Annotated in this window: 16 protein-coding genes, 1 tRNA gene, 1 rRNA gene and 2 pseudogenes; 6 read left to right on the top strand and 14 right to left on the bottom strand. The window is 45.6% G+C overall.

What is annotated here, in order from left to right; translation table 11 throughout:
• Positions 1–108 precede the first annotated feature (108 nt).
• The 3 genes from rrf to AC0VXX_RS13230 all read left to right on the top strand — a co-directional run bounded on the left by rrf (position 109) and on the right by AC0VXX_RS13230 (position 3,166).
• Positions 109–224, top strand: a 5S ribosomal RNA gene (gene rrf / locus AC0VXX_RS13240).
• A gap of 388 nt (positions 225–612) precedes the next feature.
• Positions 613–1,639 (top strand): IS630 family transposase gene (locus tag AC0VXX_RS13235; protein WP_475514613.1). Its coding sequence is split into 2 segments (ribosomal slippage): positions 613–1,068 and positions 1,070–1,639, totalling 1,026 coding nucleotides; the frame shifts between segments, so codons are not numbered across the junction.
• A gap of 324 nt (positions 1,640–1,963) precedes the next feature.
• Positions 1,964–3,166 carry an IS256 family transposase gene (locus AC0VXX_RS13230; RefSeq protein WP_475514612.1) on the top strand — a complete coding sequence of 401 codons (1,203 nt, stop codon included), beginning with the start codon at positions 1,964–1,966 and terminating at the stop codon, positions 3,164–3,166.
• A 135-nt stretch (positions 3,167–3,301) separates the two neighbouring features.
• Here AC0VXX_RS13230 and AC0VXX_RS13225 read toward each other — a convergent pair.
• The 3 genes and pseudogenes from AC0VXX_RS13225 to AC0VXX_RS13215 form a co-directional block, all read right to left on the bottom strand.
• A pseudogene (locus tag AC0VXX_RS13225) lies at positions 3,302–4,046 on the bottom strand (IS3 family transposase); the annotation flags it as partial.
• 253 nt (positions 4,047–4,299) lie between these two features.
• A pseudogene (locus AC0VXX_RS13220) lies at positions 4,300–4,548 on the bottom strand (transposase); the annotation flags it as partial.
• Between the two features lie 105 nt (positions 4,549–4,653).
• A protein-coding gene (locus AC0VXX_RS13215; RefSeq protein WP_475514016.1) for an IS3 family transposase occupies positions 4,654–6,209 on the bottom strand; the annotation gives its coding sequence in 2 pieces (ribosomal slippage) (positions 4,654–5,756 and positions 5,756–6,209; 1,557 coding nt in all).
• 544 nt (positions 6,210–6,753) lie between these two features.
• Here AC0VXX_RS13215 and AC0VXX_RS13210 point away from each other — a divergent pair.
• From AC0VXX_RS13210 to rimI, 3 genes are all read left to right on the top strand, one after another.
• Positions 6,754–6,830: transfer RNA gene (locus AC0VXX_RS13210), tRNA-Trp, on the top strand.
• Positions 6,831–7,036: 206 nt separating this feature from the next.
• Positions 7,037–7,372 carry a DNA polymerase III subunit psi gene (locus tag AC0VXX_RS13205; RefSeq protein ID WP_475514611.1) on the top strand — a complete coding sequence of 112 codons (336 nt, stop codon included), beginning with the start codon at positions 7,037–7,039 and terminating at the stop codon, positions 7,370–7,372.
• On the top strand, positions 7,362–7,805 hold the full coding sequence (rimI, locus tag AC0VXX_RS13200) for a ribosomal protein S18-alanine N-acetyltransferase (RefSeq protein WP_475514610.1): 444 nt from the start codon (positions 7,362–7,364) through the stop codon (positions 7,803–7,805). The genes AC0VXX_RS13205 and rimI overlap by 11 nt, the downstream gene beginning before the upstream one ends.
• An 87-nt stretch (positions 7,806–7,892) precedes the next feature.
• Here rimI and lipA read toward each other — a convergent pair whose 3' ends face one another.
• From lipA to nadD, 11 genes are all read right to left on the bottom strand, one after another.
• Complete coding sequence (gene lipA / locus AC0VXX_RS13195) at positions 7,893–8,858, bottom strand: lipoyl synthase (RefSeq protein WP_110457843.1); 966 nt, start codon at positions 8,856–8,858, stop codon at positions 7,893–7,895.
• On the bottom strand, positions 8,851–9,510 hold the full coding sequence (lipB, locus tag AC0VXX_RS13190) for a lipoyl(octanoyl) transferase LipB (protein WP_475514609.1): 660 nt from the start codon (positions 9,508–9,510) through the stop codon (positions 8,851–8,853). The genes lipA and lipB overlap by 8 nt, the downstream gene beginning before the upstream one ends.
• A 94-nt stretch (positions 9,511–9,604) precedes the next feature.
• Complete coding sequence (ybeD, locus tag AC0VXX_RS13185) at positions 9,605–9,871, bottom strand: DUF493 family protein YbeD (protein ID WP_475514608.1); 267 nt, start codon at positions 9,869–9,871, stop codon at positions 9,605–9,607.
• Positions 9,872–9,992: 121 nt separating this feature from the next.
• Positions 9,993–11,165 carry a serine hydrolase gene (locus tag AC0VXX_RS13180; protein WP_475514607.1) on the bottom strand — a complete coding sequence of 391 codons (1,173 nt, stop codon included), beginning with the start codon at positions 11,163–11,165 and terminating at the stop codon, positions 9,993–9,995.
• A 126-nt stretch (positions 11,166–11,291) separates the two neighbouring features.
• The gene (locus AC0VXX_RS13175; RefSeq protein ID WP_475517032.1) at positions 11,292–12,053 is read right to left on the bottom strand and encodes a septal ring lytic transglycosylase RlpA family protein; all 762 of its coding nucleotides are present in this window, start codon (positions 12,051–12,053) and stop codon (positions 11,292–11,294) included.
• 46 nt (positions 12,054–12,099) lie between these two features.
• Positions 12,100–13,080 carry a lytic murein transglycosylase B gene (gene mltB, locus AC0VXX_RS13170; protein ID WP_475517031.1) on the bottom strand — a complete coding sequence of 327 codons (981 nt, stop codon included), beginning with the start codon at positions 13,078–13,080 and terminating at the stop codon, positions 12,100–12,102.
• A gap of 41 nt (positions 13,081–13,121) precedes the next feature.
• On the bottom strand, positions 13,122–14,228 hold the full coding sequence (gene rodA, locus AC0VXX_RS13165) for a rod shape-determining protein RodA (protein WP_475514606.1): 1,107 nt from the start codon (positions 14,226–14,228) through the stop codon (positions 13,122–13,124).
• The gene (gene mrdA / locus AC0VXX_RS13160) at positions 14,215–16,098 is read right to left on the bottom strand and encodes a penicillin-binding protein 2 (RefSeq protein WP_475514605.1); all 1,884 of its coding nucleotides are present in this window, start codon (positions 16,096–16,098) and stop codon (positions 14,215–14,217) included. The genes rodA and mrdA overlap by 14 nt, the downstream gene beginning before the upstream one ends.
• Before the next feature lie 81 nt (positions 16,099–16,179).
• The gene (rlmH, locus tag AC0VXX_RS13155) at positions 16,180–16,650 is read right to left on the bottom strand and encodes a 23S rRNA (pseudouridine(1915)-N(3))-methyltransferase RlmH (RefSeq protein ID WP_119978369.1); all 471 of its coding nucleotides are present in this window, start codon (positions 16,648–16,650) and stop codon (positions 16,180–16,182) included.
• On the bottom strand, positions 16,650–16,979 hold the full coding sequence (gene rsfS / locus AC0VXX_RS13150) for a ribosome silencing factor (protein ID WP_110457874.1): 330 nt from the start codon (positions 16,977–16,979) through the stop codon (positions 16,650–16,652). The genes rlmH and rsfS overlap by 1 nt, the downstream gene beginning before the upstream one ends.
• A 131-nt stretch (positions 16,980–17,110) precedes the next feature.
• Positions 17,111–17,752 carry a nicotinate-nucleotide adenylyltransferase gene (gene nadD, locus AC0VXX_RS13145; RefSeq protein WP_475514604.1) on the bottom strand — a complete coding sequence of 214 codons (642 nt, stop codon included), beginning with the start codon at positions 17,750–17,752 and terminating at the stop codon, positions 17,111–17,113.

The following is a 17,752-nucleotide window of genomic DNA, read 5'->3' as shown; positions in this document are numbered from 1 at the left end:
GTGACTCAATTTTAAACTCTCTTGCTTCTTGAAATACAGAGCCGAGAGCAGCTTTCTAGATTTTTTACCTTTAGCTTTTAAAAAGCTGAAAGTAATAGCCCAAATTTGTCTGGAAACCATAGCATTGTGGTACCACCTGATCCCATCCCGAACTCAGAAGTGAAACGCAATCGCGCCGATGGTAGTGTGGGGTCTCCCCATGTGAGAGTAGGTCATTTCCAGACGCCTAATACGATAAAGCCCGTTGCTAATGCAACGGGCTTTTTTCGTTTTAGCCTGGAGATAACCACTCGAACATGGGGAAATAAAAAGTCCGAACGTAGTGAGGCTCAAACCCATGTAGAGTAGGGTGAAGCGTCTGCGCTTATCAAGCGCAGCTTGATGCTGGCGCTGAACGCGGAGAGCTAGCTCGAAGCTGACCATGACAGACGCCACTTTGGTTTTCACTTTTTAGAAAAGTGAAGACAAAACAGTAACGATAAATCCCCAGCACTGTGTGTTGGGGATTTTTTCGTTTAACAGCTTTGCAATAATCATTCGAATATGAGGCTATAATACCAATTGAAGTAAATATATGATCTAATTAGTGCCCATTATCAATTAGGTATCTATATGTCTGTAGCTGAATTAGAGCACTTAGCAAAAAAAGAAAAACGCAGTCGTATTAAAGTTCGCTATCTTGCCATCTGCCATTTTCTTGAAGGCAAATCACGAACTGAGATTGCAAGGTACCTAAGGGTAGCGAGAGGCAGTGTAAATAAGTGGGTCACCCTCTACTTGACGGACGGAATTGATAGTTTGAAGGATACGCCTAATCCTGGTCGGCCATCTAGATTAACACCGCAACAGCTAGAATCTATCGCAGGTTTTGTGAAGGAAAGAAGTTCTTCTACTTATGGCGGACGGCTTCAAGCAAAAGACGTTGGTGAGTTTATACACACTCAATTTGGTGTTGAATATGAGGGCAGAAATGTCTATAGGCTGCTTCATCAATTAGGCTTTTCGTGGATAACAAGCCGCTCTAAGCATCCGAAACAAAATGAAGAGGCTCAACGCCTTTTTAAAAACCTTCCTCATGGAAACGATCCTTAACACCCCAGGCCATTTACCGCTTGATAGGATCGATGTGTGGTTCCAAGATGAGGCCAGATTTGGCCAGCAAAACACGACGACTCGAGTTTGGGCGCTAAAAGGCTCAAGACCAAGAGCAATTAAGCAACAACAATTCGAATATGCCTACTTGTTCGGCGCAGTCTGTCCCAGCAACGGTAAAACAGAGGCATTGATCACGCCATGTAGTAACAAAGAAGTCATGATAGAGCACTTGTCATTGATCTCTCAAACAACTCCTTTAGGGCGACATGCAGTCGTTATTATGGATGGAGCAGGCTGGCACCAACTGTCTTTAGCTGACGAGTTTGACAACCTTACCATTATCAAGTTGCCACCGTATTCCCCAGAACTCAATCCTGTCGAGCAAGTATGGCAATGGATGAGACAAAATGAGCTAGCCAACCGTTGTTTTGATGGATATGACGATATAGTGAATCAATGTACTAAAGCATGGAATCGTTTTAGGAGCGAGCGAAGCCGCGTAAAAAGAATATGTGATAGAGATTGGATTAACCTGGTCAGTTAATTAAGTCAATTGGTATAACCCATGTGATAGTAGGGTGAATATCGCGTAAGCGATGTGCATATGAGCGCGAAGCTTTAGCGTAGCTGGCCATAACAGACGCCTAATACTTCTCGAAAGAGAGTCGATAAATCCCCAGCACTGCGTGTTGGGGCTTTTTTCGTTTTAGCCTGGAGATAACCACTCGAACATGGGGAAATAAAAAGTCCGAACGTAGTGAGGCTCAAACTCATGTAGAGTAGGGGGAAGCGTCTGCGCTTATCAAGCGCAGGTAGTGTTCATAATTCTGTGTCATTTCAGTAAACTGTACAAAAACAGGAATGACACATGACTCAACCTTTTAACTTTGAACAAGCCCTTAAAGATCTTCAAGCCGGTAAAAGCCTCACAGGCAAAGACAGTATTCTTGGCCCATTGATTAAACAACTTACCGAAGCTGCCTTGCAAGCCGAACTTGAGCAGCATTTGGCCCAGGATGAACAGCCTAATCGCAAGAATGGTAAGATGGCTAAAACGATTAAGCATCCCTCTGGCAGCTTTGAGTTAGACACACCTCGCGATAGAAATGGCTCTTTTGAGCCTCAGTTGATTAAAAAGAATCAAACCACGCTCACCGATGAAATCGATCGCAAAGTGCTGTCGATGTTCAGCATGGGGATGAGCTACCGTGACATCAATCAGCACGTCGAAGAAATGTACGGCATTAATGTCTCTAACGCGACCATTAACGCTATCACAGACAAACTCATTCCTGAACTTAAGGCTTGGCAACAGCGCCCACTAGACAGCCATTATCCGATTGTCTGGCTCGATGCGATACATTACAAAGTCAAAGAGGACGGGCGTTATATCAGCAAGGCGGTGTACACCCTACTAGCCCTTAATATGCAAGGTAAAAAAGAAATACTCGGCCTGCATTTATCTGAAAATGAAGGGGCTAATTACTGGTTATCTGTGCTGACCGATCTTAATAATCGCGGTGTAAAAGATATCCTTATCGCCTGTGTTGATGGTCTGACAGGGTTTCCTGAAGCCATCGCCAGTATCTTCCCCAACACAGAGACGCAGCTGTGCGTTATTCATCAAATACGCAACTCAATGAAGTATGTCGCCTCGAAAAATCAGAAAGCGTTCATGGCCGATTTAAAGTGTGTTTATCGCGCTGTGAGCAAGGAAGCGGCGGAGTTAGCGTTAGATGAGCTGGAGGTTAAATGGGGGGATGCTTACCCATTAGTTATCAAATCATGGCGCCGAAAGTGGCAAAATTTATCGCACTACTTTAAGTATCCAGAGCACATCAGAAAAGTGATTTACACCACCAATGCGGTGGAAGCAGTTCATCGTCAATTTAGGAAATTAACCAAAACTAAAGGCGCTTTTCCTAATGAAAATAGCTTGTTGAAGCTACTTTATACTGGCATATTGAACGCATCGAATAAATGGACAATGCCCATTCACAATTGGAGCCTTTGTTTATCTCAATTAGCGATTTATTTTGAAGGACGTTTAGACAGCGTGCTAGAGATTTAAACTTAGCCTGACACAGAATTTTGAACGGCCTCCAAGCGCAGCTTGATGTGTAACCATCCCTTATATCGATCATATTTTAAGAGAGTTTTCCTTATTTAACCGCTCATACAATTTGGGCGGTAAATCATTCAGTTATTCATGTGGCCGATCATAATTATACTCTTCAATCCAACTATCTGTGATTTCCCTAACTTCAGTCAAGCTATTGAACAAGTAACTATCTAATACTTCATTTCGATAAGTGCGGTTGAATCGTTCAATATACGCATTTTGCATAGGTTTACCTGGCATTAATAATGCCGTGTTGTTCAGCCCAAATCTCAATTGCATGTGAGGTAAACTCAGGTCCATTATCTTGTCTTAACCGCTTTGGATAACCTCGATAGGCGGCAACCCTATCAAGTACTGGTATTACTCGCTGAGCTGGCAAACTCGAATCCACTTCGATAGCTAAAGCTTCACGATGATAATCATCAATGACATTAAATGTTCTAAACGACTTTCCAGAAAATAAGTTATCGCTCATAAAATCCATTGACCAGCATTCATTTGCCTTTCCAGGAACGGCTAGTGGCTCAGGCTCTCGAGAAGGTAAGCGCTTTTTGCCTTTACGCCGTAAGTTAAGCTTCAAACCACAATAAATACGGTACACACGTTTATGGTTCCATTTATGCCCTAGGAGTCGTAGCCGCTTAAATATCTTCCGAAACCCATAGGCCTTATTTTTCTCAGCAATGTCTGATACAGCCTCAATGATGTCATTATCATCGATACGTTTAAGTTGATAATAAAATGTGCAGCGACTGATACTTAACGCATTACAAGCCAACACAACACCTAGGCCAAATTCATTAATGGCATAGTGGGCTAATAACTTTCGCTCTCCATTTTAATTCTGTGACTGAATCAGTAATTGCACCTGATGATTAAGTGAATATTCATTCATTAGAGGGGCTAGGTGAAGACGTCAGATTAAACGGATAACATAGCTACTTACTCGACTAAATAGAAAAATTAATGACTTATCGTTCCGCTAGCATCTGAAGCGATGCGCTCCACTAACTCGGATAACACTCACAACATTCAAAGCCTAAAATTGACAATATTTATCACTCAAACTCGATATTAGGAAAATCTTTGAGTGCCATGTTTTGTAAGCTGACATCCGCAAACATCTTTTTAAGTTTGGCGTTCTCGGCTTCTAATTCACGCATACGGGTTAAATCTGAGGCTTGCATCCCACCGTATTTTGATTTCCATTTGTAATAGGTGCTTTGACCTACATGATGTTTGCGATATAACTCTGGCATCGTGAGTGCGCCAGACTCGCCTTCTTTGAAGATATTGATAATTTGGCTTTCAGTAAAACGTGTCTTTTTCATGTGATTCTCCATTTGGTCTAGTGTAAATGGAAAACTCTATTTAAAACATTTTGATTTTAAGGGGGGCGGTGTTTTTCAAGGTAGTTGGCACTCTTTACTTAAATTTTAAGCTGCATTTCTTGTTTCAGTTTCAGACTCTTTTTTTGGGTTCAACACTACCTCACCGATAACGTCACAGTTCCTTATACCGTTTGGCCAGCGTTTAGGGTTTCTTGATCTTGCCTCTTCTAGTACCTCCTTACGCTTAGATAAAATCGCTTTATCTTGCATCGCATGTCGCTCACTCGGTGATACAAAATTGAGCTTACTGTGCTTATGTTTGGTATTGTACCAAGTCACAAACTCTTCTACCCATTCCCGTGCCTCGGTGATGTTTTTAAAGCCAGAGCTAGGCCATTCCGGCCGATACTTTAAGGTTCTGAATAATGCTTCGGAGTAAGGATTGTCATTGCTTACGCTTGGTCTACTTAACGAAGCGGTAACACCTAACTCTTCAAGCTTGGCTTTCATCGTCAATGACTTCATCGGAGCACCGTTATCAGAGTGCAGTACTAACGGTTTTTTGAAGCATTGCTCACGTAGCATATTGCGCTGCATTAACTCGGCCGCTAGCTCACCACATTCTCGGTCATGGACTTCATAACCCACTATCTTACGGCTATAAATATCCTCAAACATATACAGATAATAAAAGCGCCCTTTGATGACCGAGGCTAAATAAGTAATATCCCAAGACCATACTTTGTTTGGCCCATCTGCAACGTAAGCATCTGGTTTGCTTCTTTTTGTTACGCCTTGGCTTCGCCCACGCCGATTTAATTGTTCATTGGCTTTTAACACTCGATAAAAACTCGACTCTGAAGCGATATAGACCCCCTCATCAAGCAGTGTCGGCACGATTTGTGAGGGAGGTAGGCTTGCAAACCTTACCTCATTAGAGGTTGCCAATATCTGCTCTTGCTCATCATCATTAAGCTTGTTAGCAGGCGCCCGTCTTACTGCCGTAGGCCTTAAATCTGCCTGCACTTTTCCTGCTCGATACCAGCGGCGATACGTCCGTTTACTTAACTCTGCTTCAGCGCAAGCTTTGTAAAGACGCGCACCGTGGGCATAAGCTTCTTGTATTAAATCCACCAGTGTTATGCGCTTAGGCAAAGGCGTTAACTCTCCTCGCTGTCGTCCTCCCAAAGCGCATTGAGCTTTTTTCTAAGCACCAGTAAAGCCGCAGCTTCAGCGAGTGCCTTCTCCTTATAACGTAATTCTCGTTGCAGGGATTTTATTTCTGCCTTGTCTGATTTGGCTTGCTGCTTAATCGTTTTAGCTTGAACTTCACTCGTCTTAAAACCACCTAAACAATCTTGTTTCCACTGCTGAACTTGTTCTCGAAACAAGCCTTTTTCTCGGCAATATTGGCTGATTTCAGTTTCTGACATTGGTGCTGTTTCAATGAGAACTGCAAACTTAGCTTCAGCTGACCAATCATTACTGGTTAATGTTTTACCTGGCACAGGGCGACCCTCTTTTTTGGCTTTATCTCGCCAATGATACAGGGTTTGGTAGGAGATCCCCTCACTGCGAGCCACTTCCGTGACCGTCATATTGTGGGGAGGTAATAATTTCTTTAAGACAGCGTCTTTACGTTCAGGTGAATATCGTGCCATTGAGCTCTCATTGACCGCCCCCTTTATTTAATTATTGGATGATTTTAAGGGGTGACAACAATCCTGACACAGGGGGGGGGGTTACATAACCTTGGTTTCATCCTGCATACGAGCTATTAGAGAGGGGGGGGCTTAATCAAATCAATTAAGTGTTTATTTAAGAACACGAATGTGGGGGAATCTGTTCTTTACTTGATGATGTAAGAGAGTATCTAAAACGGTTTTTACATCTCGGTACGGCAGATGCTCGTCCACATGACGACTGCCTCCAAGATACAGCATTCTTTGGTCTAGTCTACTTGGCAGTTGTTGAGTTAACTAAGCTAAACTTGGCTTAAATATGTCTAACATTGGTATTCATTATGGTGAGTATGAGTGTTTGTCACGTATAAGGTTAGATCCTTTGTGACACTGACCTGATGCTAAAATGCACATAATATCGATGATATAGGTTGTCTTGTATGAAAAAGAGGCAGTCAGGTGATTTAGCTTGAAAAAGTACTTTACCTTTGGAGGCTGTTTTTGCATAATGCCACACGTCAACAGGGGTGTAGTTCCAATTGGTAGAACAGCGGTCTCCAAAACCGATGGTTGCGGGTTCGAGTCCTGCCACCCCTGCCAAATTAAAGAAGCCGTTCAGAAATGAACGGCTTTTTGCTTTTCTGCTTTTATTAAGCGTGGATGTCGATTGACACGTTTACTGCGTTAATACCTGTCACAGTGTTTGCCATCTTCCTCGTGTTTAACGACTTGCTTTAGTTACTCCAGTGACATTCTAACTGTGTAACTGGTATTCTTGTGTCGTATTTGGATTGGTTGGAGTGAACTTGAATAGAGACGATTATTTGGACGCGATGGGGATAACCCGTTGGACCGATGCTAATAATGTTTTGCCTACGGCTATTATTCTGCTAGATCATGGGGGGCAACTCGATCTCAGTCATCCGATCATCCAAATTGTGCTTAGGCTTGTTGATGTAGAACCCGCACAAGTGCAACTAACCACTAAATTACAACAAAATATTCTTTGGGATATGCGTAAGTTAAAGCTGCCTAAAGTGAACTCTGTTATCAGCTCTGCCCCTTTGAATGAGCTTGAGCGTGACGTTCAGGCTAAGCGGGCGCTTTGGCAATCGATATGCGAGCAACAGCATGCATTATAAGTTAAGGGCTTTATCGCTGGCAGATGCGGCCAACGTTGCTGAAATAGAGCAACGTTGTCATCCATTTCCTATGTCTATAGCAACGCTTGAGAGTTGCTTTGGGCGTTTCTATCATGTGATTGGTCTTGAGATTGATGGCGACCTCGCAGGATTTGCCATTTTGCATTTGTTATTTGAGGACGCCACATTGATGGATATTTGCGTGTCACCAGAAAATCAAGGCAAAGGACTTGGTAGAGTGTTATTAGATGCTGTAGTCGATTTAGCGGCCTCTGGTGGTGCAGAGCGGATAATGTTAGAGGTCAGGGCATCGAGCTCTGCGGTGATCCGTTTGTATGAAATGGCGGGTTTTGTTCGTACTGGTTTACGGGTTAACTATTATCAACATGAGCTAGGCAAGGAAGATGCGGTGTTGATGGAGCGATTATTATAGGCTTGCTTGCAACAAATATTGTGATAAAAAAATAGCGCCTTGCGGCGCTATTTTTAGATTAAAACTTGTTGTGGTTAAAAGAAGCGCTTATTTAACTTCTTTGCCTTGCGCTTGCAGATCGGCATGGTAGCTAGAACGAACCATTGGGCCACATGCTGCATGGGTAAAGCCTATCTTTTCGGCAAACTCTCTTAGCTCGTCAAACTCCGCAGGCGGAACATAACGTTCTACAGGTAGGTGAAACTTAGATGGCTGAAGATATTGCCCTAGCGTGAGCATCTCGACGTTATGAGCGCGCAGATCTTGCAATACTTCAGCGATCTCTTCGTTGGTTTCACCAAGTCCCATCATCAATCCAGACTTCGTTGGTATTGATGGATGACGTTCTTTAAATTTCTTCAGCAGATCCAGTGACCATTGATAGTTGGCGCCAGGACGGGCCTTACGATAGTGCTTAGGTGCCGTTTCTAAGTTGTGGTTAAACACATCAGGCGGCTCAGTGGCTAATATGTCCAGCGCCGCATCAATACGGCCTCTGAAGTCAGGCACGAGAATCTCAATTTTGATCTCTGGATTTAATATCCGAATTTCACGAATGCAGTCGGCAAAATGTTGTGCTCCACCGTCTCTAAGATCGTCACGATCGACAGAGGTGATCACCACATATTTGAGCTTCATATCGCGAATCGTTTGTGCAAGCTTGACGGGCTCTTCGGCATCAGGCTTTAGTGGTCGGCCATGGGCTACGTCACAAAATGGACAGCGTCGAGTACAAATAGCACCCAAAATCATGAAGGTAGCTGTGCCATGGTTAAAGCACTCTGCTAAGTTAGGGCAAGATGCTTCTTCGCAGACAGAGTGCAAACCGTTTTTACGTAGTGCTTGTTTGATGTCGATAATACGCTGATTAGAAGCAGGTAATTTTACCCTTAACCAATCGGGTTTACGTAACATTGTTTCGCGCTCTGAAGGCACGATCTTAACAGGAATGCGTGAGACCTTATCGGCGTCACGTAACTTAACTCCCGGTTGTAGTCTTTCAGGCCTATTCATATGACTTTGCTAACCCTTGATGATGTTCTAAATGATGATAGCCCAGTGTTTGGCTAAAGGTTTGGATAAGTTTTTCGCCTGCCTCTATAACAGTTTGAGGTCCGTTTAACGGTTTGCATTGCGCCATCTCTAAACCGGCATATCCACAGGGGTTGATGCGTTGAAATGGTGACATATCCATATCGACATTAAGTGCAAGGCCATGAAACGAGCATCCTTTGCGGATACGTAACCCGAGAGAGGCAATTTTACGCTCATCGACATAGACACCCGGCGCATCGGCTTTAGGATACGCTTGGATATCGTACATGGCTAGCATGCTGACGATGCTTTGCTCTATATCGGTCACCAGCTGGCGCACCCCAATTTTGAGACGCTTGATATCCAGTAAAGGGTACGCTACCAGTTGTCCAGGTCCATGATAGGTGACTTGGCCACCTCTATCGACTTGAATAACGGGGATGTCACCTGGATTAAGTATGTGTTCACTCTTACCGGCTTGACCTTGGGTAAAAACGGCTGGGTGCTCTACTATCCAAAGTTCATCTTGGCTGTGTTCATCGCGAGTATCGGTATAATGCTGCATGGCATGCCATACCGATTCGTAATCTTGACGACCAAGATGACGAATGTGTAAAACCTTATCCTTCAAGGGCAACCTCTCCCCTTAGCATTTTGTGCGCTTATTATACGCGCGAAATTAAGAAATGTAATATAGATCACACTTCTTCTTGCATGACGCTACATTAGAGTACGCGTTTAACACCGTCAATCGCAGCTAACTCAACGTATAGGGTCTCGATTTGTTCTTTGCTGTTGACCGTCACTTTGATGGTGATGGAGTTATAAGTGCCCTTGCTCGACGCTCTAGTGGTCGGAATATAGTCACCAGGTACATGGCGTTGCACAACGGCAACGACATCATCGGCCAGTGTGTCTCTTGCATCACCAACAACTTTAAACGGAAATGCTGCAGGGAACTCCATGAGCTCGTGAAACTTAGTGTCTAACATTGGTTTTAATCTCTTGCCGAAATAGATGAGGTATTAAATGGGGCGCATTATACCTAATTCAACCCCTGTAAGGTAAAACAAAAAGGCCACCCTGAGGTGACCTTAGTATTGCGCGGTTAAACTAGCTGAACCAGCTGGCAAACATCTGCTTGAAGTAATCCATTAACTTACTGAACCAGCTACCTTCATTGACTTCTTGTAAGGTAACGAGTGGGAACTGGGCTACATCTTTACCATCAAGCTGGAAATAGAGGCGTCCGACAACTTCACCTTTGGCGAGTGGCGCGGTAAGTTCTTTATTGAGCTCAAAGTTAGCTTGGAGGTTTTGTGCCTGGCCACGGTAAATGGTGATAGGGGTGTCTGTGGTGACGCCTAGATCAACAGTTTCTCGGTCGCCGTACCAAATTTTTTGGGTAACAAAGCTGTCACCGGCTTGATATGGAGTAATGGTCTCGAAGAAACGGAAACCATAATTGAGTAGCTTTTTGCTTTCCGCTTTACGAGCCGACTCGCTAGCGGTGCCCATGACTACTGAAATAAGGCGCATACCATCTTTAGTCGCTGACGTGACAAGGTTATAACCAGCACCTGACGTGTGGCCTGTTTTAATGCCATCGACATTTAAGCTTTTGTCCCACAATAAACCGTTTCGGTTGTATTGCTTAATACCATTGTAGGTAAAGGATTTTTCTGAGTAGACTCGATACTCTTCTGGTACATCACGGATAAGTGCTGCGCCAAGAATTGCCATGTCATAAGCGGTAGTTTTATGATTTTCAGAGTCAAGACCGTGGGAGTTTTCAAAGTAACTGTCGGTCATGCCTAGCTGCTTGGCCCATGAATTCATCATGTCCACAAAACCATCTTCTGTACCTGCAATATGCTCTGCCATTGCTACACAAGCATCGTTACCCGATTGAATAATGATCCCGCGATTAAGATCGTCTACAGACACCTGTTTTCCTACTTCGATAAACATCTTAGACGAATCTGGGAAGTTTTTAGACCAGGCTTTTTTGCTAATAGTGACCTGATCGGTAGGTGCGATATTACCTACTTTTATCTCATGGCCTATGACGTAACTGGTCATCATTTTGGTCAAGCTCGCTGGGTTTAAGCTTTCATAGGCATTTTCTTCAGCAATAATTTGACCTGAATGGTAATCCATTAAGATGTAGGCTTTAGCAGCAACCTTAGGTGCATCTGGCGTAACCACCGGCGCGGCGCTGGCTGCGGTAAAGGAGAGTGAGCTTAGAAGGAGCAGTGATTTTGCGTATTGATTTATCAATTTCATATTAAAAAGGCACGTCTTTTGGTTGAATGCGAAAAGAAAGCAGCTATCAAGTCGAGTATAACATTAGTCGACCGTGTAATTCAGTGAAGGTTCATTAATCTTCATTAAATTGAGTCGATTATTCGCCTACTCTGTGACTAAGTAACTTTGAGGAAAACCATTTTGCCTTAAGTTTTGATGTAACTCTGTGGCAATTTGCTGTCGGCCAATGGGCCCGAGTTGAAGCTTATACAAGTTGCCCGCTTGCAGAATACGCGTCTTTACCTTGTATTGGTTGGCTAACTGGTCGGCAAGCATGTTGATGCGTTGTTTGTCCGATAAGGCTACCACTTGCACATAATGTAAGTCGGTATTTTGTAGTTCTGCAAGTGCTACAGATTCGGGGTCCTCTATGTAAATGACCTCTACATTAACTTTAGCTGTACCGGTTTTAAGCATATCGAGTCGATGGGCGGCGGCGTAAGACAAATCAATCAAGCGGTCATCATGAAACGGGCCACGGTCGTTCACACGCACAATAACGCTCTTGCTGTTGGCTAGGTTAGTGATTCTAGCGTAACTGGGTAAAGGCAGGGTTTTGTGAGCCGCCGACATTGAATACATATCATAGGTTTCACCATTCGAGGTGAGGTGGCCATGAAACTTGGCGCCATACCACGATGCCACACCCGCTTGTTGGTAGCCTTTACCTGTATCGAGTACGCTGTAGGTCTTACCGCGTACCGTGTAGCTTTTACGATTTCCGCCGCGGCTGTAGGGCTCAAATCTAGGGTGCGCGTCTTCAACCTTAGTCACATCTGGGGTGTGTTTAGGCGCCGCATCGTCACTCATTTTATAGCGGCGATCGCTACTTGATGAGCACGCTGCAAGTAGTAAAATCAATGCCATGAGGCTGGCATGATACAGGTGGCGACTACTGTGATAAAAGCGGTAACTATTTAGCATAGGCGTCTTTAAGTTGTTGGCTGAATTGATACACAGCCATAGCATACAAGGGACTACGATTATAACGGGTGATCACATAAAAGTTGTGCAATCCTAACCAATAATCGGTTTGCTCAGCTTGCTCCAGTTCAACAATCATCGCCAGTTGGCTGATATCTAAATCGGTATTTTGGCCCAGGGCTATCTGTGGCGAGAGTATATCTGCCACCCGATAATGTAATTTTTCACCTTGCCACACTTGTAAATGTTCTGGCAGCACATGACTGGTCAATGGCAATGCCACTGGCTCACCTTTGCGCCAGCGATGTTGATGAAAGTAGTTAGCAACGCTGCCAATGGCATCGATAGGATTACCAATTAAGTCACGCTGGCCGTCATTATCAAAATCCACCGCGTAATGGCGATAACTAGAGGGGATAAATTGACCAAAGCCCATCGCGCCCGCATATGAGCCTTTTAGGTTGGTAATATCCAGCTGCTCTTCTTTGGCGAGCATTTGCAGATTAGCCAGCTCTTTACTAAAGAAGCTCGCTCTAGGTGGGTAATGGAAGCCTAAAGTGTAAAGGGCATCAACCACAGGGTAATTACCCAAATAGCCCCCGTAAAAGGTTTCGATACCGATAATGGCGACAATGATCTCGGGCTCGACCTGAAATTCATTGGCCGCCTTGGTTAGGGTGTCGGCATAACGCTGCCAAAACTCTACTCCCTTTGTTAGGCGTTGCTCGGTGAGAAAAATAGGCTGATAAAGGTGCCAGGGCTTGGCTTCCCATGGGGTGGTGATTGCATCAATGACTTTTTGGTTATAATTAGCCTTGGCAAGAAACTGCTCAATTTCTTGCTGGGTAAAACCTGCATCGAGTTGTGTTTGAATAAAGGCTTGCTTAGCGGCGCGAATATCACCATCGGCTGCTACCGCAGTTGCGGCATGGGGCGTTAGTGAGGATAGGCCCAGTGTGAGGGCCGCCATAATGGCAATGAGGGGCAATCTTAGCTTCACTCTGTGCTCCGTTATCGGTCGACAAAACGTCTATGGGTATGGATGCTCATTAAGATACCAAAGCCTGTCATCAGCGTCAGCATCGAGGTACCACCGTAACTAATTAAGGGTAATGGCACACCGACCACAGGTAAAATACCCGACACCATGCCTATGTTGACAAAAATATACACAAAGAAGGTTAAAGTAATACTGCCTGCGAGTAAACGGGCAAAACTGGTTTGTGCCCGCGCCGCTATCACTAAGCCGCGGCCAATCACATATAAATAGAGCGCCAATAACAATAGGCTACCTATTAAGCCAAACTCTTCACCAATGACCGCGAAGATAAAATCGGTATGGCGCTCGGGTAAGAATTCTAGTTGTGACTGCGTCCCCTCTAGCCAGCCCTTGCCCCATAAACCTCCTGAGCCGATAGCTATTTTCGACTGAATAATATGGTAGCCCGCGCCCAGGGGATCTTTTTCAGGATCGAGTAAGGTTAATACTCGTGTGCGCTGGTAGTCGTGCATTAAGAAAAACCACAGCACGGGTAACATGGCGAGTACGCCGCCGACAAAGCTGCCGACAATCGCCCAGCTCATGCCCGACAAAAACAGTACAAATATCCCTGATGCGGCCACCAAAATCGAAGTGCCTAAATCAGGTTGTTTGGCAATCAACAAGGTTGGGACCAGCAGTAACACCCCAGCACCCGCTAGGTAGCGTTTCTTTGGCGGTAGCGGAAACTTACTGATATACCAGGCCATAGTGATGGGAAAGGCCAGTTTAATCAGCTCTGAGGGTTGAAACTCCATAAAGCCTAAGTTTAACCAGCGCTGAGCCCCTTTGTTGATCTCGCCAAAAAAATGCACCCCCAGCAACAGTACTATCCCGGCAATATAGATAGGAAATGCCCAGCGCCTGAGAACTTCAGGGTTGATCTGCGCCACAAATAGCATGATGGCCAGTGATAGGCCGATACGCACTAACTGGCGTTCCATTAGGGCAATATCTTCACCGCCAGCAGAATAGATAACAAATAGGCCAAAGCACATCAGTGCCAAAATCCCCAACAGCAGGGGCAGGTCTATGTGTAAACGTTGCCAGATGTTAGGGCGGTGGCTATGGGCGGTCATGGTGCGGTGCTCCGGCGGTGATGGTGGCAGGCTCATCTCTGAGAATATATTCATCGAGTAAGGCGCGTGCTACTGGGCCTGCGTTAGCGCCACCCCAGCCGGCATTTTCGAGTACCACGGCTAATACAATTTTGGGTGACTCATAGGGCGCATAAGCAATGATTAGCGCATTATCGCGCAGGTGCTCATCAATGGTGTCGGCATCATACTTTTCATCTTCTGCCACGGTAAATACCTGTGCCGTACCGGTTTTCATCGCGGCGGTGTAACCGGCGTCGACAAAGCGCGATTTATGCGCCGTGTCCTTCATGGCGGTGTTGATGATCTCCCAATTGCGGGGATCTTTCAGTTCCAGTGGGGGCATTTTATCGATCAAGGTATCGACCTTGGTCGTGTCGTTTTCCACCGATTTAAGCAGGTGAGGCACAAATCGCTGGCCATTATTGGCTAAGATAGCCGTTGAATTAGCAAGCTGTAGCGGGGTGGTGGTCCAATACCCTTGGCCAATCCCCACTGAAATGGTGTCACCTATATACCAAGGCTGATTATACTTAGCCCGTTTCCATTCGCGAGAGGGCATAATGCCGGCCGATTCCTCGAAAATATCCACTCCGGTACGTTCACCAAAGCCAAATTGCTGCATAAAGTGGCTCATCTTATCGATGCCAGTTTTATATGCTAAATCATAGAAGTAGGTGTCGCAGGAGTGCACTAGCGCATCATTGACATCAACCCAACCATGGCCCCAGCGTTTCCAATCGCGATACTTATGATCGACATTGGGGATCTGCCAAAAACCTGGGTCCCAGACGCGGGTTTTCGCGGTGACGACTTTATCTTCTAAGCCTAATAGCGCCATATGGGGTTTCACCGTTGATGCTGGCGCATATTGCCCTTGGGTGGCGCGGTTAATTAAGGGGCGTGAGCGCGAGTTAAGCAGCTCTCCATAGGCTTTAGAGCTAATGCCGTGTACAAATTGGTTCGGATCGTAAGTTGGACTAGATACCATGGCTAATATTCCGCCATCGCGGGGATCGATAGCCACGATGGAGCCGCGTCTGCCATCTAATAGCTCCATGGCCTTTTTTTGCAGCTGCAGATCTAAGGTGAGGTGGATATCTTGCCCTGGTACAGGTGCGACCGACTTGAGAGTCCTAATAGTGCGACCACGGTTATTGACCTCTTCCTCTAGGTGACCTGGCGTGCCGTGCAACAAATTTTCATAAAACTTTTCGATTCCCTGCTTACCAATGTCTTTGGTAGCGGCATAATTTTTCCATAAGCCAGCGCTTTGAAGGGCTGCTTGATCGCGGTTATTAATCCGGCCGACGTAGCCAAGTACATGGGTCATCAAACCGTTGTAAGGGTAATGACGTTTAAGGCCTGCGTCGATAGAAAAACCGGGAAATCGGTGTTGGTTAACACTGAAGGCGGCGACTTGCTCTTCTGTTAGGCGGTTTTTAACCGTAATAGGCTTGAAGCGGCGATGATATTTTAAGGCCTCGAGGAGATTTTCTCGTTCATCGCTACTGATCTCAATCACCGCGTTAAGCGCATCGAGGGTCGAGGCTACGTCAGTGACTTTTTCGGGGATAAGTTCAAGCGAGAAGAAGGGTTGATTTTCTGCCAGCAGTTGCCCATGGCGGTCATAAATCAGGCCGCGACTCGGTGCAACAGGAACCACTCGAATGCGATTGTCATTGGAGCGGGTTTCATAATCGGTGTAAGAGAGGACCTGTAACTGATAGAGATTGGTGAACAGGATGCACAATAACACCACGACACATACGAAAGTAAAAATAGCTCTTCGCTTGAACAGCGAGGCTTCGGCGGCATGGTTATGCATCGCCATCCGTTTACGTGGCGCCAATTATACTCTCTCCAGCAGTAAGTTGGTGTTCGCAATCATTAGCCTATCCTGTGGTGTCCTACGGGCATAGGAGCGCAAGGGTTATTCTCGATGATAGGGATGGTTATTGTTGACGCTCCAAGCGCGATAAAGGCTCTCAGCCACCAGTACCCTAACCAAGGGGTGAGGTAATGTCAGTGCTGAAAGGCACCAGCTTTGCGTCGCCGCTTGCTTACAGGCGGGGGCAAGTCCTTCTGGACCACCAATCAGTAAGCTTACGTCGCGTCCATCATGTTGCCACCGGCTAAGCTGGGTTGCCAGTTCTGGTGTTGTCCAGTTTTTGCCGGGGAGATCGAGGCTAACGATATGATTACCTTTCGGTATCGCCGCTAGCATCAGCTCGCCTTCTTTATGAAGAATTCGAGCTATATCGGCATTTTTTCCACGTTTACCCGCTGGGATCTCAGTTAATTCGAAAGGCATATCCCGTGGAAAACGGCGCTGATACTCTTCAAATCCTGTGGTGACCCAACTGGGCATACGGGTGCCAACGGCAACTAACTGTAACTTCATTACTCTGGCTTTTCAGACCACAGCTTTTCAAGCTGGTAAAAATCACGAGTCTTGTCTTGCATCACATGCACAATAACATCGCCTAGGTCGACGAGAACCCATTCGCTGCTATCACGACCTTCAACACCATTGATGTGTAGGTTGGCACGTTTAGCTTCTAGTACCACGTTTTCAGCAATTGCTTTTACGTGAGTCTTAGATGTTCCTGAGCACACCACCATAAAATCGGTGATATTTGATTGCTCACTCACATCTAATACTGTGATATCTCTTGCTTTTAAATCTTCGACTTTGTCGATGACAAATTGTTTTAGCTCGGCGCTTTGCACGCGGTTTTCCTCATTCATTTTTGACAGCGGGGCAGTATAACAGGTTATCTTGCCAAAGTAATCGCCTATAGGCGGCATCAGCAGGGGATTTTTAGCAAATTAGAACGCCAATAGCAACGCCTGTATCGCGATCAACGGTACAGCTGGTGCTCGGCGATATAGTCGCTAACGACTTTGGGCATGGCGTCAGCGGGCAAGGTGTTGTTAGCCAGTTGCTTTCTTATTTGCGTCGACGAGTAAGGTTGCTCTGTAATGGCCACTGGCAGAATAAGCCCGCCATATTGCCCCCGCTCTGTGGCGATGGCTAGGCTGGTTTTATCGCCGCGGCGCTGTTCAAGTAACTGCTGCATGGGAGAGTCGCTTGCTAGTTGCCAGCCCGGTCGTTGGCATACCACCAAATGGCACAGCTCGAGTAATTGCTGCCATTGATGCCAGCTAGGGAGGTTGATAAATGAGTCCATGCCCATAATAAATAGCAGTTGATCATTAGGGTGCGCCGTACGTAAACGTTTAAGCGTGGCCACTGAATATGACGGGCTGCTACGTTTAATTTCAATATCACATACCTGCATTTGTGGGTATTGCTGGCAGACTAAGCGCGCCATTTGCAGCCGGTGTGCAGTGCTGCACATAGGCTGAGGCTTGTGCGGCGGAATATTATTTGGCATTAGCCACACTTGGTCTAATCCAAGTGCTTGCTGCACCTCAAGTAACGGTGTGATGTGACCATAGTGGATCGGGTCAAAAGTGCCGCCGAGCAAGCCGATATTCAT

This window comes from Shewanella sp. QJM3NY_23, from assembly GCF_056173105.1.
This window is presented reverse-complemented; position numbering and strand designations above follow the sequence as displayed.

Coding starts and splice junctions, on each gene's coding strand:
- rodA (WP_475514606.1), bottom strand. CDS start 14,228: ATGACCGCCCATAGCCACCGCCCTAACATCTGGCAACGTTTACACATA.
- rimI (WP_475514610.1), top strand. CDS start 7,362: ATGCATTATAAGTTAAGGGCTTTATCGCTGGCAGATGCGGCCAACGTT.
- rlmH (WP_119978369.1), bottom strand. CDS start 16,650: ATGAAGTTACAGTTAGTTGCCGTTGGCACCCGTATGCCCAGTTGGGTC.
- AC0VXX_RS13175 (WP_475517032.1), bottom strand. CDS start 12,053: ATGGCATTGATTTTACTACTTGCAGCGTGCTCATCAAGTAGCGATCGC.
- ybeD (WP_475514608.1), bottom strand. CDS start 9,871: ATGTTAGACACTAAGTTTCACGAGCTCATGGAGTTCCCTGCAGCATTT.
- AC0VXX_RS13230 (WP_475514612.1), top strand. CDS start 1,964: ATGACTCAACCTTTTAACTTTGAACAAGCCCTTAAAGATCTTCAAGCC.
- mltB (WP_475517031.1), bottom strand. CDS start 13,080: ATGGCGGCCCTCACACTGGGCCTATCCTCACTAACGCCCCATGCCGCA.
- nadD (WP_475514604.1), bottom strand. CDS start 17,752: ATGAATATCGGCTTGCTCGGCGGCACTTTTGACCCGATCCACTATGGT.
- AC0VXX_RS13180 (WP_475514607.1), bottom strand. CDS start 11,165: ATGAAATTGATAAATCAATACGCAAAATCACTGCTCCTTCTAAGCTCA.
- lipA (WP_110457843.1), bottom strand. CDS start 8,858: ATGAATAGGCCTGAAAGACTACAACCGGGAGTTAAGTTACGTGACGCC.